This is a genomic window from Hymenobacter plasmatis (genome assembly GCF_020711255.1).
In the GTDB taxonomy this organism is placed as follows: Bacteria; Bacteroidota; Bacteroidia; order Cytophagales; family Hymenobacteraceae; genus Hymenobacter.
This window is the reverse complement of the sequence record NZ_JAJFAW010000009.1, coordinates 1-21,983: the sequence shown is the minus strand read 5'-3', so window position 1 is coordinate 21,983 and position 21,983 is coordinate 1. Positions and strand designations below refer to the sequence as shown.

Here is a 21,983-nt window from a genome sequence, read left to right as displayed (position 1 = left end):
CAGGATGACAAAAGACCAGACGGCTTACTTCAACTCCAGCGCCACCACATTCTCTACGTGATGCGTGTGCGGGAACATATCCACGGGCTGCACGCGAGTGACTTTGTAAGCGGCGTCGAGCAGCTCCAAGTCGCGGGCCTGGGTGGCGGGGTTGCAGCTGATGTACACGATTCGGGGGGCGCGCAGCTCCAGTAGGCGGGCTACTACGTCGGGATGCATGCCGGCGCGGGGCGGGTCGGTGATGAGGACGTCGGGGCGGCCGTGGCGGGCGGTGAACTCGGCGGTGAGGATGTCCTTCATGTCACCGGCGTAGAACTCCGTGTTGGTGATATTGTTGATTTCGGCGTTCACGTGAGCGTCGGCCACGGCCTGCTCCACGTACTCCACGCCGATGACTTTGCGGGCCTGGTGGGCCACGAAGCTGGCGATGGTGCCGGCGCCCGTGTAGAGGTCGTACACCAGCTCATCGCCTTTCAGCTCAGCGAAGTCGCGGGCTACTTTGTAGAGCTGGTGGGCGCCTTCGGAGTTCGTTTGGTAGAACGACTTGGGGCCGATGCGGAAGCGCAGGCCTTCCATTTCTTCCTCGATGTAGGGCTTGCCCTTATAGGTCACCACTTCCAGGTCGTGGAAGGTTTCGTTGCCCTTGCTGTTGAGCACGTAGTTGAGGGAGGTGATGCCGGGGAACTTGGCATACAAGGCGTCGAGCAGCGGCACAATGGCCTCGTCGGCGTGGTAGCACTGCAGAATCACCATCAGCTCGCCGGTGCTTTGGGCAATGCGGATGATGAGGTTGCGCAGCAGGCCGGTCTGGCGCACGAGGTTGTTGAAAGCCAGGCCGTGCTGGTGGGCGTAGTCGCGTACAAACAGTCGGATTTCGTTGCTCGGCTCGGGCTGCAGCCAGCAGTGCTCCACGTCGATAATCTTGTCGAAGCGGGTGGGGGTGTGGAAGCCCAGTACCTCGCGGTTGTAGGTGCGCGAGTCGTCATTTATCTGCTCGGTGGTGAGCCAGCCGTTGTCGCTGAAGGTGTATTCGAGCTTGTTGCGGTAGTAAGTGCGCTGCGGCGAGGAGAGGATGAAGGGAATCTCGGGCAGCTCAACTTTGCCGATGCGGGTGAGCTGGTCGACCACCTGCTGCTGCTTGTAGTGCAGCTGCGAGTCGTAGGTGAGGTGCTGCCACTTGCAGCCGCCGCACACGCCGAAGTGCTGGCAAAACGGCGTGGTGCGCAGCTCCGAATACTCGTGAAACTTAACCGGAACGGCCTCGAGGAAGCTCTTCTTGGCCTTGGTCACTTTGAGGTCCACCACGTCGCCGGGGGCGACCTGCGACACGAAGATGACCAGGTTCTCGACGCGGACGAGGCACTTGCCCTCGGCCACCATGTCCTGAATTTTGACGTTGCGAAGTAGTTCCGCGGGGATATTTTTAGCTCTGCTCATAAGTAGCCGCAAAGGTAGACCACGGATGGGCCCGGATTTAAGCGGATTGTCCGGATTTTGTAGTAGGTGGCAACCGGCGTGTTTGGGAAAAAGAAAAAGGCCTACCAAGTGGCAAGCCTTTTTCTTTTGAAAGCGAATCGACTGCAAAAGCCGGGCAACCCGTGGTCTATTTTACCACTTCAAACCAGTTTTTGAGGCTGCTGCCGTTGGGCAGTTTCAGCAGGTAGAAGTAGGTGCCGGCCGCCGTGTTGGCGTCGCCGCCCCAGTTGTTCTGGTAGTTGGTGGTGCTGTACACTTCGCGGCCCCAGCGGTTGAAAACGGTGAACGTATTGCCGGGGTAAAGCTGAATGTTGTCAATCACTAGCACGTCGTTCTGGCCGTCGCGGTTGGGGGTGATGATGTTGTAAGTCTGGAGGGCATTGGCAAAGTTTACGCTGGCCTCATTCGAGTTGGAGAGAATAGAGCCCGGGCTCACGGCCACCACTCGGAAGTTCTGGGTAAAGCCCGCCCCGGTCACGGAGCCGGCATCCGCATTGGGCACCGTGGCCTGCAGCGTGCTGCCCGGTACCGTGGTGAGGAGCACCGGGGCGCCAGCATCGGCGCGGCGGTAGATGCGGTATTCCGTTACCGGGAAGCCCACGTAGGCGTTCCAGGTGAGGGCGGTGCTGCCCTGGTTGCGGCCACCCGTGCCGGGAGTGGCCGAGTTACTCGCCACCAGGCGGATGGTTTGCGCCACGGTGCTGAGCACGGGCGTGCCGCAGCCATTGGTGAGGCTCAACTGGTACTCATACGAATTGGCCGAGGCGTCCAGCGCGGTGTTATCGGTGTAGGTGATGGCCGATGACGCCACCGTGCCCACCTGGGCAAAGGTGCCCGAGCCCGCCACCCGCCGCAGAATGCGCACCGGGTTGGGGGTATTGGTGCTGTTAGGGGAGGTGAAAGTCAGGATAACGCGGTTGTTGCTGGTGGCGTCCACCGAGGCGGCAGTCAGCGTCAGGCCTGGGTTATCGAACGTGATGGTGCGGGTGGCGGCGGGGCCGGCGCAGGAGGCCGGGCTGGCGCTGGTTTCCACGGCACTTACACTGTACGGGCCGGTGGCATTGAAGAATACCGTAACCTGGCTGCTGTTGCCGCCGGCCGTGATGGTGCCGCCCACCACTGTCCACTGGAACGAGGCGCCAGTAGTGGGATTGGCAATGGTGTATTGCTGCGGCGTGGCCGTATTGCACACGAAAGCCGAGCCCGAAATAGTGGGCGCTACCGGAAGGGGATTCACCGTGAACGGGGTGGTGAGCAGTGGGCCAACACAGCCGCTGGCTGTGGTTTCCTGCACCGTAAGGGAGTAGGTGCCAGGCGCGGGCAAGGTGTTCAGCACGCGGGAGCTGCCGGTGCCTGCCAGGGCAACGCCGCTGAGCTGAAACACATAAGTGGAGCCGGTGAAACCGCCGGGCACTGAGAACGTGACGGGGCCGCTGTTCTGGCACACCCGTACCGGGCTCACAATAGCCAGCGTGCGCGGCGAGGGATTAATAAGCACCTTCAGCGTATCCGAAACGCCACGGCAGATGCCGCCAGCGGGGTTGCTGGTTTCCGTGGCTACGATTTTGCCGATGGTGGGCACCGAGACGGGCGCCCAGTTCACGGTTACCGTGTTTTGCGCGGTGCTCACCTGCGTGCCGCCGATTATCTGCCAGGAGTAGCTAGAGCCATTGGCAAATACCCCGCTGCTGTAGGTGAAAGGACCATCGGCCTGGCACACGGCGCGCGGCAGGGGCGCGGCTGCCAAGATGTCGCCGGGGCCGGTGGGACGCACCGTTTGCAGGCGCGGGTTGATGATGACGGGCAGTGTGGTGGTGTCGGAAGAGCAGCCCTGGGCATTCAGGCGGAATACCTTGAGGTAGGCGCCGCTGCTTGCCCCGCCCCAGTCGACGGTAACGGCCGGCGTGCCCTGGCCGCTGGCTATGGTGCCGCCGCTAACCAGCCAGGTATAAGCCGTGGCGGCCGGAGTGGGCACGGAGTAGGCAATGCCCGTAACGGTGGGGCACACCGACACCGGGCCGACAATGCCTTCGGCAGCCGGCCGTGGGTTTACGGTCACGGTCACGGCATCGGTTTTCACGCAGCCTTCGGCCGAAGTAGCCGTCAGGGTGTAGGTGACGGTGAGGGGCAGCGCGGTAGTGTTCACGCCTCTCAGTACGGGTTGGGCCACCGTGCTGCTGCTCAGGCCGGTGGCCGGGCTCCAGCTGTAGGTATAGCCGGCTTGGGCCGGCGCGCCCAGCGTGGTGGGCTGGCCCGCGCACGCGGCCCGGGCAGGGCCCGCGTTGGCAATGGCTTCTGGGTTAACCGTTACCCGCACGGAACCCACGCTGGAACAGCTGGCGCCCGAGACCACGGTGAGCACATAGGTCTGGATAATGGGGGCGCCGGTAGTATTCGTGAGTGTGACGGTGGGCTGCGCCACGGTGGCACTGCTCAGGCCGGTGGCCGGGCTCCAGCTGTAGGTGTAGCCGGGCTGGGCTGGGGCGCCCAGTACAGTGGTGGTGCCGGAGCAGACGCTGCGGTCGGCGCCGGTAAGGGCGGTGGGCGGGGGCGTCACCGTCACGGTAGAGGTGGCCGAGATGGTGCAGGTGCCATCGGTGCCCACCACGGTATAGGTGGTGGTAGCGGTGGGCGCCACCGTCAGGCTGGTGCTGGTGGAGGTTTGGCCGCCGCCTGACCAGGCGTAGGTGAGGCCGGCAGGGCCGTTTACGGTGAGGGTAGTGGAGCTGCCCAAGCAAATGCTGGCCGCGCTGGCCGTAACGGTAAGCGGAGCCAGGGGCCGGATGTCCACCGTTTTCACCACCGAGTCGGTGGGGCAGCCCTGGGCCGAAAGGCCCTTGAGCACGAGGGTGCCCGTGGTGTTGGCATTGCCCCACACCACTTGCACGGCACTAGTGCCCTGGCCCCCGGTGATGGTGCCGCCCACCGCGCGCCATTTGTAGGAAGCCGGTACGGGGCCGCTGGCCGTGTAGGTGCGCACCGTGGCCGGGTCGCACACGGTGGTGGGGCCGTTGATGGCATTGGGGCCGGCGGCGCGGGTCACGGTGATGCGGAAAATATCGGAAGCCAGGCGGCCGCCACAGCCGTTGTCTTTCACGGTCACGCCCAGGTCGTAGGCCGTGGCCCGCGCAGTTCCGCAAGCCGAGTTGAAGACAAACGTGCCACTCACCGAGCCCGTGCCCGAGGCCGTGGCCGTGCCGGTCAGGTTGCCGGGCTGCACCGTGCCGGTGCTGCCATTGAAGGTGGTGTTGAAGGGGCCGTTGCCGTCGAGCAGGGCGCTGTTCACGGTGAGCACCAGCGGGTGGTTGCTGGCCTGAGTGGCCGTAATCGGGATGCTTAGGGACTGGCCTTCCTCGATGGTGTAGTTGCGCGGGGTGGTGAGCGTGGGCGGCAGCACGGGCGGCGGTGTGGGCGGGCAGGTAGACACCACCAGCTGCAGGTCGCGCCGCGTGGTGCCAATGAGCACCTCCCGGCCGTTGATGGTGCGGTATTCCGATACGTCGACCGCAATTACATACAGGCCATTGGTTTTGGCGCCGTATTTCGCCACGCCGGTGCTGGCGTTGATGGTGGCAAAGTTGCCGGCCCCCTGGCCAAACGGGTTGGTGGCGCTGTAGCCGGAGAAGTAGGGCACGGCCTGGGGCAGGGGCGGAAAAGTGGCTGTAGTGGTGCGCTGACCGTAGGGGCTGCCGAAGGAGTACACCAGGCGGTCGCCGTCGGCATCGAAGGCATTGTTCAGCGTGATGGTGGTATCGTTCTGGCACACAATGGCCACGGCTGTGTCGGAAAATACCGGCGAGCGGTTGGGGATCAGCGGCGGGGCCATGCTTACGTACAGCGTCAGCGGCTGGCCGTTGCTGGCCGGCGCGTTGAGGTTGCTGAGGGTATAGTTGCGGGCCGCCAGCGAGAACACGGCGTAGTACCCATCGAACGACACCGGCAGGTTCACCGTCTGCACGTATTTCAACAGGTAAAACGGCTGGTTGGGGCCCACCACCGTGCAGCCCTGCGGCACCGATGGCCGGATGGGCTGCGGGTTGAAAACGCCCTGCCGGGGAGCCGAAACGGCGGTAATGCGCGCGCCGTTGGTCTGGTTATATAGCTCAATCGTGACGTTGTTGGGGTACTGGGCCACGCTTGGGTCGGTGGGGTATAGGCCGTTGCTGTACAGCGTCACCGTTATTTCGTAGCGAAAGGGAGCCCCCGCCGGGCCGTTGGCGTCGAGGTAGCGGTAGTTCATCTCACCGCCCAGCAAGTGCGACGCTTGTGCCGGGCGCGCCCCCAGCACAAGCAGCATCAGCAGTAGTATCGACCCAAGAAAACGCTGTAGTAAGGTTGTGGACATATAAAAAAGTAAAGGGAAGCAAAAGGGAAGAACCAGGGCCCGCGCCCGCTGGCGGGCCCCGGTTTGGTTAAGGGGCAGGGAGGCGGCTGACTGCTGCGCGGCAGCTTACTGACGCACCACGCGGCGCAGGGCGGTTTGGCCGTGAGCATCGCGCAGGCGCAGCACGTACACACCCGGGGCCAGGCTGCTCAGGTTCAGGGCCGCGTCGGCGGTTGCGCTCAGGCGCAGGGCCGTGGTAAGCACGGTGGCACCCAGCAGGTTCTGCACCTCGGCGGCGTAGGTGCCGGCCGCGCTGGCGTCGGTTAGGCGCAGGCGCATCTGGCCGTCGATGGTGGGGTTGGGATAGAGGTTGAGGGAGGGCAGGGCCAGGGCGTCGCGGGTGGCCAGGGGCATTACACGCAGCTGGTAGTCTTCCACTTCCGCGTTCAGCAGGTTCACTGAGCACGGTGAAGGGGCGTTGGTGTTGGCCACGGCCAGTATCCGCATGCGGGCGTTGAGGGCCGTGGTGCGGGTAGGAGCGGCGAAACTGGCTGAGAACGTGTTCGAATTCGGGCCGCTCACTGTTACGCCACTTACCACCAGTTCAAAAGAATCAAAAACGCCATTGGTATTAAAGTCTACCCACACTGCCGTGCGGTGCACCACCGCCGTGTTCATTACTACGGTGATGTTGACCTGGCTGCCGGAGTTCACAATGATGGGCTGGGCCGTGTAGTTGGCGTAGCCACCGCTGGCATTGCCCGTAATATTATTAAAAGCCGGCTGCGCGTTGGGCACGCTTACCGACGAAATCCAGAAAGGGCTGGCCACCATACCGATGGGCCCGATACCGCCCGTGCCATTGGAGGCGCAATAGTTTAAGCAGGGCACCGACACTGATACAGCGCCGGGCCGCGTAATGCTGGCCGTGCCGAAGCCGTTGGTGGCCGTGAGGGAAACGTTGTAGGAGCCGGTGGCGGCGTACTGGTGCGAGGGGTTTTGGGCGGTGCTGGTGCTGCCATCACCGAAATCCCAGAGCCAGGACGTGGGCACGTTCTGGCTGGCATCCGTGAACTGAATGGGGTTCACGCAGCCCCCAGGCACGTAGTTGCTCGTGAAGTCGATGATGGGTGGCAGGGTGTTGGCCCGGGCTATCACCGTATAGTCTTCCACCTGGCCGCTTACGGGGCTGGTGCAGGGCCCTGGGTTGTTGCCCACGGCGTCGGCCACCACGCGCAGGCGTAGCGGCTGGTTGAGGGTGGTGCTGGCGGGCAGGTTGAGCCGGGCCGTCACGCCGGGAGTGGGCGTGTTCAGGCTCTGAAATACTTGCTCGGCGGTAGTCAGGATGCCGTCATTGTTGGAGTCGAGGTATACCCGGATGTCGTGCGCATTCACGCCGCCCGTGGTGATGGTCATCGGGTTATTAAAGTTGACCGTGAGCTCCGTACGCTTGGGGCAGGTGAAATCTTGGTAGCCGGCGCTGCCATCGGCCGAGGCATTGTCGATGGTGCCGAGCTGGAAGCGGGTGATGCCGTATTTGGCGAAGTAATTAATGGTTTGGGGCGAGCAGCTGGCCGGGAGCGGTATCTGGGTGTTGTACTCGATGCTGGTGGCCGCGCTGGTGTTGGCGCCCGCCGAATTGGTGGCCTGCAGCGTCACGGCGTAGGTGCCGGCCGCGGCGTAGCAGTGGCTGGGGTTTTGGGCGGTGCTGGTGGTGCCATCGCCGAAGGTCCACAACCAAGAAGTGGGCAGGTTCTGGCTGGCATCGGTGAACTGCACGCAGCCCGAGCACGTGATGGTGCTGCTGGCGCTGAAGCTGGCTACCGGCGCGCTCACGTTCCCGGTCAGGGTCACGCTATAGTCTTCATCCTGCGAGTATTCGGGGGTGGAGCAGGGGGTGGGGATGGTGCCGTTGGCGTAGTCGGCTGCTACGCGCATCCGTAGGCGGGTGCCCAAGGTGGCCACGGCGGGCGGCGTGATGGTGCCCGTGTGCAGCGTGCCAGTGTTGGAGCTGAATACCAGCTCGTTGTTGCCGGTGAAGGCCCCGTCGTTGTTGTAGTCAATCCAAACCCGCACGTTTTCGGCCGCGTTGGCGCCCGTCCGCACGCTGATGGCGTAGCTCTGGCCCACTACCAGGGCCGCATTCTGCGTGCAGCTGTAGTCCTTGTAGCCATCAAGTTGCCCAGCGGTGGTATTGTTAATCAGGTTGTTCCCCAGCGTTACGTTGAGGACGCCCATGTTGAAGGTGGCTGCTTGGGGGCTGCTGGCCCGGCCCGGCGTGCAGGTGGCCGCAATGGGACAGGTGGTGCTTTGAGCCAGAACCTGAGACGTGCCCAGCGCCAACAAAACGGCCACAATTGCCGGGGCAATGCGGGACCAAGAACGTAAGAGTGGAGTCATAGGGTATGCTAAGTGAAAACCATAGAATTCAGTGGATAAATGTAAGCAGGAAAAGGCACGACACCGCCAAAATAGCCCACTTTCGCGTAGCAATCGGCCAGTTACCAGAGCGTTCAGCTCAACCCGTGGTTCCGGCCCGCACGGTTGAGCCCACGAGAGCCCGCCTTGTGCCTGCCGGCCCGGCGAGAAAGGGCGCGCAGAAGTCGATGAGCCCGGCCGTAAGTTTGTGCCCTCAATAACTGGTCTCAAGCTTTTCAGTGGCGCTGCGGTGCCATTATTTCCACTGCTATGCCTTCTCCTACAGTTCTTATCACGGGTGGTACTTCGGGCATCGGCCGGGCTTGTGCCCTGGCCTTTGGTCGCGCCGGCTACCAGGTGGCGTTTACGGGCCGCGACGAAGCCAAGCTCGCCGATACCGCCCAGGTCCTGACCGCGGCCGGCATTGCCCACCTGGCCGTGCGCGCCGACGTGGGCGACGAAGCCGCCGCCGAACGAGCCGTGCGTGAAACCGTAGCTCAATTCGGCGGCCTCGACGTGCTGATTAATAACGCGGGCATTTCCATGCGCGCCCGCTTCCAGGACGCCGACCTGGAGGTCATCAAGCGGCTGATGCAAACCAACTTCTTCGGCACCGTCTTCACCACCAAGTTTGCCCTGCCCAGCCTGCTGGCCAGCAAAGGTACCATTGTGGGCATCAGTAGCATAGCGGGCTACCGGGGCCTGCCGGGCCGCACGGGCTACTCGGCTTCCAAGTTTGCTATGAACGGCTTCCTCGAAGCCTTGCGCACCGAACTGCTCGACCAGGGCGTGAACGTGCTCACGGCCGCGCCGGGCTTCACGGCGTCCAACATCCGGCAGGTGGCACTAGCGGCCGACGGCTCTGCCCAGGGCGAATCGCCGCGCGACGAAGGCGCCATGATGAGCAGCGAAGCCGTGGCCGATGAAATCCTAAAAGCCGTGCAGCAACGCCGCCGCTCCCTCGTGCTCACCAGCCAAGGTAAGCTCACTGTCTTCCTCAACAAGTGGCTGCCGGGCTTAACGGATAAGCTTGTGCTCAACCACTTCCGGAAGGAAGAAAAAGGGGTTGTGGTGGGGTAGGAGTTGTGTTATAGCCTCATGGCGAGAACCTCACCCCCGGCCCCTCTCCAAAAGAGAGAGGAGCCACGGCGCAAGTATTAGCTCAAGTTTAAAACAAAAGCCCCAGCTCAATATTGAGCTGGGGCTTTCTGTTGATTGGTTTGCGTCTGGCACCCCTCTCTTTTGGAGAGGGGCCGGGGGTGAGGTTCCGTAGGCGAGGCTACAGCGACGCCTTCTGCGCCAACCGGACGGCCTCGTACAAATCCACCACCCCGCCCGTGACGGAAAGCGTGGAGAAGTCGACCATTTTATCGGTGCCGGGCACCTGCACTTTGGTGTGGTGCACGCGGGCCGATTGCATGATGATGCGCTTCAAATCGGCAGCGGTGAGCTTGGGGAAATACGATTTGAGTACCGCGGCCACGCCGGCCGTGACGGGCGAGGCCATGCTGGTGCCGCTTTCGTTGCCAAACTTGCTGCCGGGCAAGGTGCTGAAGATGCTCATGCCGGGGGCAAACACATCGACGGCGCGCTTGCTGTAGTTCGAGAAATTGGCCGGCAACTGGGCGTTGTCACGCGGGCCGGAGGCGCCCACGGTGAGCAGGTTGGGCACCGTGGTTTTGTTGATGTAGAACGAGGCCGGGTAGTTGCTCGTCACGTCGAGGTTGGCGTTCTCGTTGCCGGCGGCGTGCACCAGCAGCACGTTTTTGCTGGCGGCGTACTTAAAGGCGGCTTCCACGGCCTGGCGCTGGGGCGAGAATTCCTTGCCGAAGCTCATGTTGATAATCTGGGCGCCGTTGTCCACGGCGTAGCGGATGGCATTGGCCACGTCCTTGTCGCGCTCGTCGCCGTCGGGCACGGCCCGCACCACCATGATGCGCACGGGGTTGGGCGCAATGCCCTGTACGCCCAACTGGTTGTCGCGAACGGCCGCGATGATGCCCGACACGTGGGTCCCGTGCATGGGGTCGGGGCCGTGGAGGTCGTTGTTGCCGTAGTAGCGCTCGGTCACATCGTTGGGGTTGTCCTTCACGATGTCGGCGCGGGGGTTGAACTTCAGGTTGAGCGAGTTATCCAGCATACTGCGCTCCTGCTTGGCGCCTTCGCTCAGTTCCTTGAGCAAGGCATCGGTATCGGCGGCACCGGTCTGGCGCATCATCTCGAGCATGCCGGCCGTGGCGCGGCGGAGGTTGGGGTCGTCGGTCTTGATGGTGCGTAGCGCCGTGGTGTCGAGGGTGGTCACGCCCAGGGCCTGCTTCAGGTTGTCGACCATCATGGTGAGCGGGCCGGTCATGCTTTCTACCTGCTCGCTGCGCTCAGTTTCTTCTTTGAGGCGGGCGGAGTAGGCTTTCTCAGCTTTGGTATACAAGGCAAAGTCGGTCCGCTCGGTGGGCTTCACGGTGGCGGCCGTCTTGCCCTTGAAGCGCTTCCGGCCGGCGGCCACTATGCGGGTCATCTCCAGGGTTTCGGCGTTGACGTTGCGGCCGTCGGGGCCGCCCAGGAAGTTCCAGCCGTGCACGTCGTCGACGTAGCCGTTCTTGTCATCGTCGATGCCGTTGTTGGGAATTTCCTTGGGGTTGGTCCACAGCACGGTCTTCAGGTCGACGTGGGCCGTGTCGATGCCCGAGTCAATCACGGCCACTACCACGGGCTGGGGCGTCAGCGTTTTCAGTATCTCATTATACACCCGGGTGGCGCCTACACCGGGTACTTTATCCAGCGTGGGGTCTTTCAAATACCACTGCGCACTGCTCAGGTCGCCAATGGGAGCTGGGGTAGGCGCGGGGGCGGGCTTGGTTTCGGGGGCGGTGAGCACCTCCGGTGCCGCGGCGGGTGCACTAACGGCAGTAGACGCCACGGGAGAGCTGGCCTGGGGCCGGCGGGCACAAGACGATAGCAGCGTAACCGCCAGCAGCACTGGCATTGATACGCGGGAAAGGGATAGTGTCATAGAGTAAGAAAAAGCCGCGTGAGACGACAGAGTAGCAAAGGAACCGGTTTCAGGGCTGAGAAACACTAGCGGCCCTAAAGACGTGCCCGGTACGGGCATTGTTGCGCCTGCACGGCCACCGCGCGTTTATTTACTTGGGTCTTTGCTATTGTGGCTGGATTGCCTAGCGCAACGATACCGTCGAGTTGCCATTATTGCCAGGCTTATGAAAGTTGAGCTAACTACTAAATCGGCTGTCATGCAGAGCGCAGCGAAGCATCTTCTCACGCCTCAACGATTGGTTCTGACTTGATAAGATGCTTCGCTGCGCTCTGCATGACAGCCGATTGGTAAGATACTTGGCTACGTACCGCTAGTCTCAGCAAGTTGAGCTGACTCAGCTACAGCCGGGCCAGCCAATTAGCCGTAGGGGAGGGCTTGCCCTTAACTTCACGGCCTCATTCTGGTTTCTCTGCACATGTTCCGTCACCTTCGCCCGCTGCTTGCGGCGCTGTTGCTGCCCCTGGCGGCCCTGGCCCAAACGCCCAAAACCTACTCCTCCTCGGATATCCTGCTGGGCCTGAAAAAGCTCAACGTGCTGGGCTCGGTGATGTACATCGCCGCCCATCCCGACGATGAAAACACGCGCCTCATCGCCTACATGGCCAACGAGCGCCTGCTCGAAACCAGCTACCTGAGCTGCACCCGCGGCGACGGCGGCCAGAACCTCATCGGCCCCGAGCTGCGCGAAGGCCTCGGCGTGATTCGCACGCAGGAGCTGCTCGCGGCCCGGCGCCTCGACGGCGGCCGGCAGTTCTTCACCCGCGCCAACGACTTCGGCTTCTCCAAAACCTCGGACGAAACCTTCCGCATCTGGGACAAGGAGCAGGTACTCTCCGACATGGTGTGGGTTATCCGCCAGCGCCGGCCCGATGTGCTCATCACCCGCTTCCCGCCCGATGCCCGCGCCGGCCACGGCCACCACGCCGCCAGCGCCATCCTCGCCGCCGAAGCCTTCGACGCCGCCGGCGACCCCAAGCGCTTCCCCGAACAGCTTAAGTACGTGCAAGCCTGGCAGCCCAAGCGCCTGCTCTGGAACACCGGCAGCTTCTTCGTGAAGCCCGGCGAAGACATGAGCGGCTACCTCAAGCTCGATGCCGGCGGCTACAACCCGCTGCTGGGCCAGAGCTACGGCGAAATCGCGGCCCGTTCGCGCTCCAACCACCGCAGCCAGGGCTTCGGCTCGGCCGCGCAGCGGGGCGAGGCCCTGGAGTATTTCCAGCCCGTGAAAGGCGACAAGGCCACCAAAGACCTGTTCGAAGGCGTGGACCAGACCTGGAGCCGGGTGCCCGGCGGCGCGGCCGTGGGCAAGCTGATTCAGGAGGTAATTCGGAAGTATGATGCGAGCAACCCGAGCGCGAGCGTGGCGGGGTTAGAGAAGGTGCGTGATAACCTTCGGCACATAACCGTGAATTCCAAAGACCAATTCTGGCAAAGTGAAAAGATAACGGCTATTTCTGCATTAATACAAGCCTGCTCCGGGCTGTACGTAGAAGCTATTGCCAGCGAACCAACTGTAGTAAGCGGAGGAGAGGTTTCGGTAGATTACGAGGCCGTAAACCGTTCGGGGTTGCCCATAAAGCTGCAGAAGGTTACGATTGGCAAAATCTTCTTCCCGGGTGACCCAATGGTGATGTCAGGGGATGGGCCGGAAGAAGACTCCCAACAGGCTTCTGAACTGAAATTAAACAAGCGGGTAACCGGAAAACTGGTAGTTGGGGGGCGTAATAACAGCTTGATTTCGCAACCTTATTGGCTTCGTGAGCCGGGCTCAATTGGAATGTATTCGATTCCAAAATCGCTGCCAGCCATACAGGTGGTAGGTACTCCTGAAAACACTCCTGTTGCTTCGGCTACTTTCTTTTACACTATCAATGGAGTGAGGACTTTTATTGTCGTCCCCGTCCAGTACAAGCACACCGACCCCGTGCTCGGCGAACTGTACCAGCCGCTGGCCGTGGTGCCGCCCGTGCTGGTGAACCTGCCGCCCGCGCATTCCTACGTCTTCGCCGACAACCAGCCCAAGACCGTGCCCGTCACGCTGCGGGCCGGGCGCGCTGGGGTAAGCGGCACTCTGGCCCTGGCCCTGCCCGCCGGCTGGAAGTGCGAGCCCGCCACCGTCCCCTTCACCCTGGCCGCCAAAGACCAGGAGCTGACCGTTGATTTCCAGGTGCAGCCCAGCGCCAGTGCCGCGCCCGGCCGCGCCGAGTTGCGTGCCACCGCCACCGTGGCTGGCCAAGCTTACTCCCGCGGCTTGCAGAAGATTGAGTACCCGCACATCCCCACGCAGTTCCTCTTCCCCGAAGCCGTGGCCCCGCTGGTGAAGCTGGAGCTGCGCCGCCGCGGCCAGAACGTGGCCTACCTCATGGGCGCCGGCGACGAAGTGCCCGACGCCCTGCGCCAAATCGGCTACAACGTGACCCTGCTCAAGCCCGAGGAACTCACCGCCGCCAACCTGAAGAAATATGATGCCCTGGTAGTGGGCATCCGGGCCTATAACACCGTGGACCGCCTCAAAACGCAGCAGCCCGAAATCCTTAAATACATGGAGCAGGGCGGCAACGTAGTGGTGCAGTACACCGTGAACCGCGGCACCGTGCTGCCCCAAATTGGCCCGTACCCCATGACCATGAGCAGCGACCGGGTAACGGTAGAAGACGCCCCCGTGACCCTGACGAAGCACCCGTTGCTGAACGCGCCCAACAAAATCACCACCCAGGATTTCAACGGCTGGGTGCAGGAGCAGGGCCTGTACTACCCCTCGCAGTGGGACCCCAAGTACCAGACCGTCATCAGCAGCCACGACCCCGGCGAAACGCCCAAGGAAAGCGCCATCCTGGTGACGGACTACGGCAAGGGGCACTACATCTACACGGGCCTGTCGCTGTTTCGGGAACTGCCCGCCGGTGTGCCCGGTGCGTACCGCATTATCACCAACATGATTTCCTACGGCAAGGAGCCGGCACAGTAGTAGCGCTACCGTCACGGCTGACTTACTTTAAAACGTCATGCTGAGCTTGCCGAAGCATCTCTACCGCGCAACTAATTCAATTTAGTATTGCGGTAGAGATGCTTCGGCAAGCTCAGCATGACGTTCTTTTGTGTCTTAATAATCATCCTCAGGCTCCTGCGCCTTTCGCGAAATATCCCGTGCTCACAGTAGAAAAAATCGGCGGCACCTCGATGACCGCCTTCTCCGATGTCTTAGAAAACATCATCTTCCACGGCCGCCAGGGGGCGGAGTTGTACAACCGCATTTTTGTGGTGTCGGCCTATGCCAACGTCACCAACTGGCTGCTGGAGAACAAGAAAACCGGCGCTCCCGGCGTGTACCACCACATCACCCAGAACCAGGAGTTTCGGCAGTCGCTGCAGGACGTGGCCACCAAGCTCAAGGACCTGAACACGCACTACGAGCCCCTGGGCCTCGACCTGGCCGCGGCCGACGCCTTCATTCAGCAGCGCATCGACCAGGCCCAGACCTACCTCGAAAGCCTCACCAACGTGCTGGCGTCGGGCTACGTGAACAGCACCAACATCCTGCAGGCCGCCCGCGAAATCCTGGCATCCATCGGCGAGTCGCATTCGGCGTTCAACTCCGTGAATATCCTGCAAAGCCGGGGCGTCAACGCCACCCTCGTCGACCTCAGCGGCTTCGACGACGCGCACCCGCTCACCATCGACGAGCGCATCAAACAGACCTTCGCGGGCATCGATTTCGCCAATACCATATGCATTGCCACCGGCTACACCAAGGGCACCGAGGGCATCATGCGCGAGTTCGACCGCGGTTATTCTGAGGTGACGTTCAGCAAGATAGCCGTGGCCGTGCGGCCGCAGGAGGCCATCATTCACAAAGAATACCACCTCTGCTCCGCCGACCCCAACCTGGTCGGCATTGAGCGCTGCCACCCGGTGGGCTTCACCAACTACGACGTGGCCGACCAGCTCGCCGACGTGGGCATGGAAGCTATTCACCCGAAAGCATCGAAGCCGCTCGAAATCAATGCCATCGATTTGCGCATCAAAAACACCTTCGAGCCCGAGCATCCCGGCACGCTCATCACGCGCGACTACGTGAGCCCGCGCAAGCACATCGAAGTCATCACCGGCACCGATAAGGTGGTGATAATCGACATTCACGACCCGCTGATGGTGGGCACGGCCGGCTTCGACCTGCACCTCATGCAGGTGTTCTTCGACCTCAACGTCAGCTACATTTTCAAGGCGACCAGCGCCAACAGTATCACGCTGCTTATCTGGCAGAAAGACCTGCAGGCGGCGCTGCTCGACGAGCTAAACGCCAAGTACGAGAAGGTAACCATCGAAGACGCGGCCCTGGTTTGCCTCATTGGCTCCAACATCGACGAGCCCGGCCTGCTGGCCCGCGCCGCCGGCGCCCTAGCCGACGCGGGAATCAATATCCGCAGCGCGGGCTTTGCCCTGCGCAAAGTAAATATTCAATTCATAGTGGGCCGGGACGAATACAAGGCAGCTATTGTCGCCCTGAACCAGGCCATTGGATAAGCCGTAGCCTGGACTCGGCGAGTCCGTGCGGGTAGAAGAACGTTCCGCCACGCGCGGACTCGCCGAGTCCACGCTACTTATTTAGCATGACGCTGCGCCAATTCCTTGCTTTCTCGACCCTTACGCTGCCGTTTTGTGCGTTGCTTATCCTGTTTCTCGACCAGCCGCTGGCGCTGTTTGTGCAGCAGCAGTTGAGCTGGGCCGCGCCGTTTTTTAGCTCAATTACGGCTGCGGCCGATGCCGTGCACAATGCGCTGATGGTGCACGTGGTGGGCATTCCCATTATTTTTCTGGCGCTGGGGCTGGCCTTCGCCATCGGGCGGTATGCGCTGAAGCGGCGCGGCGCGACGCTGTTTCTCATCCTGCTGCTCACCCACGAGTTCAGCATGGTGCTGGCCAATGTGCTGAAAGGGGCCGTGCACCGCCTGCGGCCCGAAGTACAGTTTGCGGGCGGCTACCCAGGCACGGGCCTGTGGGCAGTTGGGCCGCACAACGACTCGTTTCCGTCGTACCACACGGCCGTTTATTTCAGCTTGTTTCTGCCGTTGGCCGTGGCTTTTCCGCGCTGGCGGGTGCCGCTGCTGGTGCTGCCCGGGCTCATTGGGCTGGGGCGGCTGGTGCTGGGCGCGCACTACCTCAGCGACGTGTGGGCCAGCCTGTGGCTGGTGGTGGCACTCACGTTCCTGTTTGGCCGCCTGGACCAGGCCACCCGCCCCGCCGAGCTGGCGGTGTAGCTGCCCCATATTAGTTGGCCCTGCCAACTTCGACTGCTATTTGCCGTTCAGAGGGCCACTGGCGCGTGCCAGCATTCCCTTTTGATGAGAAACTATTCCGCTCTTTTCGGGGCCGTCCGGGCGCTTTTTGTCGTGCTACTGGCCGCCTGCACGGCCACTAAGCCAGTTGCCAACCCCAAGCTGGTGGTGCTGGGCCACGCGGGCTCAGGCTTTTTTACCCCCATCAGCCCCTTCAACTTCCGACCCCCGAGCAGCTGGCGCGGCGTGCGCCACGCCCTGCAGCTGGGGGCCGACGGCTCCGAAATCGACCTGCAGCTGAGCCAGGATAGCGTGGTGATGCTCTACCACGACCAGAAACTCGAAAACAGCAGCACCGGCCAGGGCTGCGTGAGCCAGCACCCGGCCGCCGAACTGGTGCAACTGCGCTACCGCGGCGGCTGGCCCTACGACTGGTTCCAGCACGAGCGGCCCGTCACCTTCGATACGCTGCTGGCCCGCCTGAGCCGGCGCCCCAGCTTTCCGCGCCTGCACCTCGACCTGCACGAAGACGACCTCTGCCTCCCCGCCGGCCACCAGCACGACCGCACGCCGGCCTTTATCCGCCAGATTGCCCGGAGCCTGAGCCGCTACCATGTGCCGCCGCAGCAGGTGCTGCTGGTAACCCAGGAGGCCGGTACCATCCCGCTGGTGCGCGCCGCCATGCCCAAGGTGCGCATCGGCCTGGAAATAGCGTCCGACGACTTCGGCACCGGGCTTCGCCTGGCCAAGGCGGAAAAAGTGCACACCATTGTGCTGGATGCCGACCGGGTAACGCCCGACCAAACAGCCCAGGCCCGCGCGGCGGGCTTGTCGGTGGTGGTTTTTGGCGGGCGCTCAGCCAAGGATATCCGGCGGGTGCTGGCCACCCAGCCCAATGAGATAGAGGTCGACAACGTGAAGCGCCTGCTGATACTGCAGGGGAGGGGCAAGAAGCACTAGCGGCCGCCGGGGTTGGCCCACTGTAAGACGGCCCATTGGCCTAACAGATTAGCAGCGCGGCTACTACCTTCGCTCCGGCCGCCGCGTGGGGGCCAGCCAGCTGCTTTTCTATGAAAAAAACCATTTACCGCTCTGCTGCATATGCCTTGCTGGGCTTGTTGCTGGCTACCCGAGCCGCAGCTCAAGCCTTGCCCCAGCCCGTGGCCGTCACCGATGCCGAGGCCGCCGCCCGGGCCGCCGCCGATACGCTGTACATCCACGAGCATTACACCAAGACGGAATACCAGATTCCGGTGCGCGATGGGGTGAAGCTCTATACCGTGGTGTACGCGCCCAAAGACGCCGACCAGGTGCGCTACCCCATCATGCTCAACCGCACGCCCTACTCGGTGGGGCCGTACGGGCCGGGGCGCTACAAAACCAACATCAGTCCCAGCAGCACCATGCTGCACGAGGGCTATATTTTCGCGTTTCAGGACGTGCGCGGGCGCTACATGTCGGAGGGCCAGTTTCTGGATATGCGCCCGCAGAAGGAGAAGCACACCGGCAAAACCGACACCGACGAGAGCACCGATACCTTCGACACCATCGAATACCTGCTCAAGAAGGGCCCGAAGAACAACGGCCGCGTGGGCCAGTGGGGCATTTCGTACCCGGGCTTCTACACCTCCACCGGCCTGCTCAGCCGCCACAAGGCCCTAAAGGCCGCCTCGCCGCAGGCCCCCATCGCCGACTGGTTTTGGGATGACTTCCACCACAATGGCGCGTTTTTCCTGCCCCACGCCTTCAACTTTCTGGCCAGCTTCGGCCTGCCCCGGCCCGCGCCCACGGCCGTTAAGAACCCGGCCTTCCAGCACGGCACCCCCGATGGCTACGACTTCTTTCTGCGCATGGGCCCGCTCAAAAACGCCGATGCCCGCTATTACAAGGGCCAGGTGGGCTTCTGGAACGACCTGATGCAGCACCCCAACTACGACGCCTTCTGGGAGGCCCGCAACCTGCGGCCCCACCTGCACAACATCAAAACCGCCGTGCTCACCGTGGGCGGCCTCAACGATGCCGAGGATTTGTTTGGCGCCCTGAACACCTACCAAAGCATCGAAAAACAAAACCCCGGCACCGCCAACCGCCTCGTGATGGGCCCCTGGATACACGGCGGCTGGGCCCGCGGCACCGGCGAGATGCTAGGCAACGTGAACTACGGCCCGTCGCCCTCTTATTGGTACCAGCAAAACGTAGAGGCTCCGTTCTTCAAATCTTATCTGAAAGACGGCAAGCCCGCTAAACTCGCCGAGGCCTACGTATTTGAAAGCGGCACCAACCAGTGGCGCACCTTCGATGCATGGCCACCCAAAGCTGCTCAGGACCGCACCATCTATTTCCAGCCCAACGGCAAAATCAGCTTCGAACAGCCCACCACCGGTACCGAGTTTGACCAGTTCCTCAGCGACCCGGCCCACCCCGTGCCCTTCACCGAAGCCACCGCCACCGGCATGACCAAGGAGTACATGACCGACGACCAGCGCTTTGCCAGCCGCCGCCCCGATGTGCTCACCTACCAGACCGACGTGCTCACCGAGGACCTGACCCTGGCCGGCCCCATTCAGGCGCTGCTGCAAGTGGCCACCACCGGCTCCGACGCCGACTGGGTAGTGAAAATCATCGACGTGTACCCCGGCAACACGCCCGACGACCCGCGTACCCTGCCCAACGTGCACCTCGGTGGCTACCAGCAAATGGTGCGTTCCGAGGTGATGCGCGGCCGTTTCCGCAACAGCTTCGCCAAGCCCGAGCCCTTTGTGCCCGGCCAGGTGACGGCCGTGCCCTTCACCGTGCAGGACCTCATGCACACCTTCCGCAAAGGCCACCGCCTCATGGTGCAGGTGCAAAGCACCTGGTTTCCGCTCGTCGACCGCAACCCGCAGAAGTACGTCGACAACATCTACCAAGCTGAGGAAAGCGACTTCCAGCCCGCCACGCACCGGCTATACCATTCTCCCGTGCACGCTTCCAAGCTCACAGTAAAAGTGCTGTAACGCCAACCAGCAAAGGCTTAAGTCAACAGTATGAAAAAGCAAAGAGGCGACCGAAAGGCCGCCTCTTTGCTTTCCTGGGCATTGTACTGGGTTGGAAAAGTGCGTTGCAGCCAATTCTGGGGGTGTGGGTCTTTAGAATAGGTTTGCGAGGATGAGGAGCAATGCAGTATGACGCTGTTACTTGGAAATGTTTAGCGCGAATAATGAACAAAAATTATGTAAATTATACAAGCGCAACTGCTGTTTAAAAGACCGCACTTTTCGCTTCGGGCAGCCAAGGGAACCCACTCCCTTGGCTAGCAAAACGATTAACTGCTTGCTTCTCGGTATGAAATGTTACACCTAACCCCTTAAAGCCATGAACGACCAAACCGCATTAATTACCGGCGCATCAAGTGGCATCGGCTTCGAACTAGCCCGGTGCTTCGCCCGCGACGATTTTCGGGTAGTGCTAGTGGCCCGCCATCTCGACGAGCTCAAGGAAGCGGCCCGCCTGCTGCACCAGGAGTTCGAGGGCGTTGATATTGTGCTCCTGCCTTTCGACCTGAGCCTACCCGATTCACCAACCAAGCTGTACGCCGAAACCACGGCGCGCGGCCTGCAGATAGACGCCCTGGTCAACGATGCCGGCTTTGGCGAAACCGGCTACTTCTCCGATACCGACATGGCCACCGAACTCTCCATGATTCAAGTGAACGTGGCTGCGCTGGTGCACCTCACCAAGCTCTACCTGCGCGACATGCTGGCCCGCAACGCCGGCCGAATCCTCCAGCTCGGGGCCATATCTTCTTTCACGCCCAGCCCCTGCCAGGCCGTGTACGCCGCTACCAAAGCCTTCGTACTCAGCTTTACCGAAGCCGTGCAGCACGAGCTCAAGCAGCAAAAAACGGCCGTTACCATGACGCTGCTGTGCCCGCCCAACACCGATACCAACTTCTTCCACGTGGCCCACGCCGATAACACCCGCGCCGCCAGGCACACCGTATCGGCCCGGGCAGTAGCCGAAGAAGGGTACGATGTACTCATGGAAGGCGGCGCTCGCAGCCTGCCCACCATGGCCGCCAAGGTCAACTTCTTCTCCAGCCTGGTGCTTCCCGACTCCATGCTGGCGACCATCATGAACAACCAACTGCACCCCGCGCAGCGGTAAGTTCATCGGGGTTGGCCCAACCTTAGCCCAACCCGCCACAAAAAAGGCCGCAGCACTTGTGCTGCGGCCTTTTTAGGTATTTAAACGTGGGTTTCCTTGAAGTGGAAACTTGGCTGGGAATAACTTCCCGATTTTACTTACCAGCCTTCTTGGCTTCTGCCATCAGCTCTTCGTTCAATTTCACGTACTCGCCGTTTGGCGGCGTGGCAGCCAACGCAGCTTTCTTCGAGGCTTCCGCAGCCTTCGTAGCACCAGCGTAATCCTTCATCTTGAGCCGGATTTTAGCTTCGGTGTTCAGGTTCCAGTACTTGGCATCGGTGGCGTTGGCTTTCTCCATCCAGGCCAGGGCTTGCTTCAGGTCCTTGTTGTTGTCGAGGTAATACACGGCGGCCGCCGCGAGGTCGTTGGCCGAGGGGTTGGCGTTTTTGGTGATTTTCTCGTCAATCTGCGCCATCACCTTGCTGTCTACGTCAGCCATGATTTTGAATTTGACGCCGGTGTTGGCCCATTCCATGGCCACGTTGGCGGTACCGGGCGTGATGTCCGTGAAGTTGATAGTGAAGGTCTCCACTTTGCTGGCCACTTTGTAGGGCTTCACGGTGAGGCGGGCCACGTCCTGGTCTTCTTTAAAGCCTTCCACGTCGGCGCCCTGCTTTAGGCTTTTGTTCAGCACCACCGTCCACTCATTGGCGCGAGGAATGGTGTAGATGCCGTACTCGCCGGCGGGTACTTTTTTGCCGTCAATGGTCACATCGTCCGAGAACTTGATGCTAGTGGTGGCATTGGCGCCCGTGCGCCAGCGCTGGCCCAGGGGAGCCAACGGGGTTTTGTCGCCAAACACGGCCCGACCTTTCAGGCTGGGGCGTGAGTACACAATGGTAATGTCGGTGAGGCCCACGCGCTGCGTAACGGTGCTTTTGGGGCTGGCCTGCGGCGTCGTGATTTGAGCTTGGGCAGAAGAAGCCGCCAGCAGCGTAACTGCGGTGGCCAAGGCAATGGGAAGATTCAGCAAATGCTTGCTCATCAGAAGGGGAGAAGTTGGTGAGGTGATTGTGGGGCTAAAAATACGAAACCCGCGCTGGGGGCGCGGGTTGTATCAGGTATTTATGTTACGGCGAAACAAGGCAAAGCCTGAAACTGTCGGACTGCTGCTTGGGGTTAATAGTTCGCGACCATTGACTTGCCCCTTGTTTTATTTAATACAGGCGGTCATCCTGAGGTGGTCTAGCTAAGCCGGACAGAAATGGGACGTTGTTTGAAGGTGGGTTTCGAAGTGGTTGGGCGATTGGTA

The 21,983-nt window shown here is 61.9% G+C and carries 12 protein-coding genes; 7 read left to right on the top strand and 5 right to left on the bottom strand.

Going from position 1 to position 21,983, the window contains the following annotated elements:
* Positions 1-24: 24 nt before the first annotated feature.
* The 3 genes from rlmD to LJ738_RS08355 all read right to left on the bottom strand — a co-directional run bounded on the left by rlmD (position 25) and on the right by LJ738_RS08355 (position 8,200).
* Positions 25-1,437 carry a 23S rRNA (uracil(1939)-C(5))-methyltransferase RlmD gene (rlmD, locus tag LJ738_RS08365; protein WP_068196303.1) on the bottom strand — a complete coding sequence of 471 codons (1,413 nt, stop codon included), beginning with the start codon at positions 1,435-1,437 and terminating at the stop codon, positions 25-27.
* A 166-nt stretch (positions 1,438-1,603) separates the two neighbouring features.
* The gene (locus LJ738_RS08360) at positions 1,604-5,821 is read right to left on the bottom strand and encodes a T9SS type B sorting domain-containing protein (protein ID WP_227785880.1); all 4,218 of its coding nucleotides are present in this window, start codon (positions 5,819-5,821) and stop codon (positions 1,604-1,606) included.
* A 105-nt stretch (positions 5,822-5,926) separates the two neighbouring features.
* Positions 5,927-8,200, bottom strand: coding sequence for a GEVED domain-containing protein (locus LJ738_RS08355; RefSeq protein WP_227785879.1), 2,274 nt, complete (start codon positions 8,198-8,200; stop codon positions 5,927-5,929).
* 288 nt (positions 8,201-8,488) lie between these two features.
* Between LJ738_RS08355 and LJ738_RS08350 the strand changes: the two genes are divergently transcribed.
* Positions 8,489-9,298 (top strand): SDR family oxidoreductase, encoded by an 810-nt coding sequence (locus LJ738_RS08350; RefSeq protein WP_227785878.1) that lies wholly within the window; start codon positions 8,489-8,491, stop codon positions 9,296-9,298.
* 199 nt (positions 9,299-9,497) lie between these two features.
* On the opposite strand, the gene LJ738_RS08345 is transcribed toward LJ738_RS08350, so the two are convergent.
* Entirely contained in the window at positions 9,498-11,228 is a 1,731-nt protein-coding gene (locus tag LJ738_RS08345; RefSeq protein ID WP_227785877.1) for a S8 family peptidase, read from the bottom strand.
* 457 nt (positions 11,229-11,685) lie between these two features.
* Here LJ738_RS08345 and LJ738_RS08340 point away from each other — a divergent pair, with 457 nt between their 5' ends.
* From LJ738_RS08340 to LJ738_RS08315, 6 genes are all read left to right on the top strand, one after another.
* Positions 11,686-14,238, top strand: a complete 2,553-nt coding sequence (locus LJ738_RS08340) for a PIG-L family deacetylase (protein ID WP_227785876.1) — start codon at positions 11,686-11,688, stop codon at positions 14,236-14,238.
* A 179-nt stretch (positions 14,239-14,417) separates the two neighbouring features.
* Positions 14,418-15,794: an aspartate kinase gene (locus LJ738_RS08335; protein WP_227785875.1), complete on the top strand. Its 1,377-nt coding sequence runs from the start codon at positions 14,418-14,420 to the stop codon at positions 15,792-15,794.
* Positions 15,795-15,880: 86 nt separating this feature from the next.
* On the top strand, positions 15,881-16,528 hold the full coding sequence (locus LJ738_RS08330; protein WP_227785874.1) for a phosphatase PAP2 family protein: 648 nt from the start codon (positions 15,881-15,883) through the stop codon (positions 16,526-16,528).
* 84 nt (positions 16,529-16,612) lie between these two features.
* Complete coding sequence (locus LJ738_RS08325) at positions 16,613-17,506, top strand: glycerophosphodiester phosphodiesterase (RefSeq protein ID WP_227785873.1); 894 nt, start codon at positions 16,613-16,615, stop codon at positions 17,504-17,506.
* A 110-nt stretch (positions 17,507-17,616) separates the two neighbouring features.
* Positions 17,617-19,542, top strand: a complete 1,926-nt coding sequence (locus LJ738_RS08320) for a CocE/NonD family hydrolase (protein WP_227785872.1) — start codon at positions 17,617-17,619, stop codon at positions 19,540-19,542.
* A 358-nt stretch (positions 19,543-19,900) separates the two neighbouring features.
* The gene (locus LJ738_RS08315; protein WP_227785871.1) at positions 19,901-20,692 is read left to right on the top strand and encodes an SDR family NAD(P)-dependent oxidoreductase; all 792 of its coding nucleotides are present in this window, start codon (positions 19,901-19,903) and stop codon (positions 20,690-20,692) included.
* A gap of 133 nt (positions 20,693-20,825) precedes the next feature.
* Here LJ738_RS08315 and LJ738_RS08310 read toward each other — a convergent pair whose 3' ends face one another.
* Positions 20,826-21,716: a DUF2911 domain-containing protein gene (locus LJ738_RS08310; protein ID WP_227785870.1), complete on the bottom strand. Its 891-nt coding sequence runs from the start codon at positions 21,714-21,716 to the stop codon at positions 20,826-20,828.
* Positions 21,717-21,983 lie beyond the last annotated feature (267 nt).

Bases quoted from the DNA above. Each gene is read 5' to 3' on its own strand.
- LJ738_RS08315 (WP_227785871.1), top strand. From the start codon at position 19,901: ATGAACGACCAAACCGCATTAATTACCGGCGCATCAAGTGGCATCGGC.
- LJ738_RS08310 (WP_227785870.1), bottom strand. From the start codon at position 21,716: ATGAGCAAGCATTTGCTGAATCTTCCCATTGCCTTGGCCACCGCAGTT.
- LJ738_RS08340 (WP_227785876.1), top strand. From the start codon at position 11,686: ATGTTCCGTCACCTTCGCCCGCTGCTTGCGGCGCTGTTGCTGCCCCTG.
- LJ738_RS08360 (WP_227785880.1), bottom strand. From the start codon at position 5,821: ATGTCCACAACCTTACTACAGCGTTTTCTTGGGTCGATACTACTGCTG.
- LJ738_RS08355 (WP_227785879.1), bottom strand. From the start codon at position 8,200: ATGACTCCACTCTTACGTTCTTGGTCCCGCATTGCCCCGGCAATTGTG.
- LJ738_RS08345 (WP_227785877.1), bottom strand. From the start codon at position 11,228: ATGACACTATCCCTTTCCCGCGTATCAATGCCAGTGCTGCTGGCGGTT.
- LJ738_RS08350 (WP_227785878.1), top strand. From the start codon at position 8,489: ATGCCTTCTCCTACAGTTCTTATCACGGGTGGTACTTCGGGCATCGGC.
- LJ738_RS08325 (WP_227785873.1), top strand. From the start codon at position 16,613: ATGAGAAACTATTCCGCTCTTTTCGGGGCCGTCCGGGCGCTTTTTGTC.
- LJ738_RS08330 (WP_227785874.1), top strand. From the start codon at position 15,881: ATGACGCTGCGCCAATTCCTTGCTTTCTCGACCCTTACGCTGCCGTTT.
- rlmD (WP_068196303.1), bottom strand. From the start codon at position 1,437: ATGAGCAGAGCTAAAAATATCCCCGCGGAACTACTTCGCAACGTCAAA.
- LJ738_RS08320 (WP_227785872.1), top strand. From the start codon at position 17,617: ATGAAAAAAACCATTTACCGCTCTGCTGCATATGCCTTGCTGGGCTTG.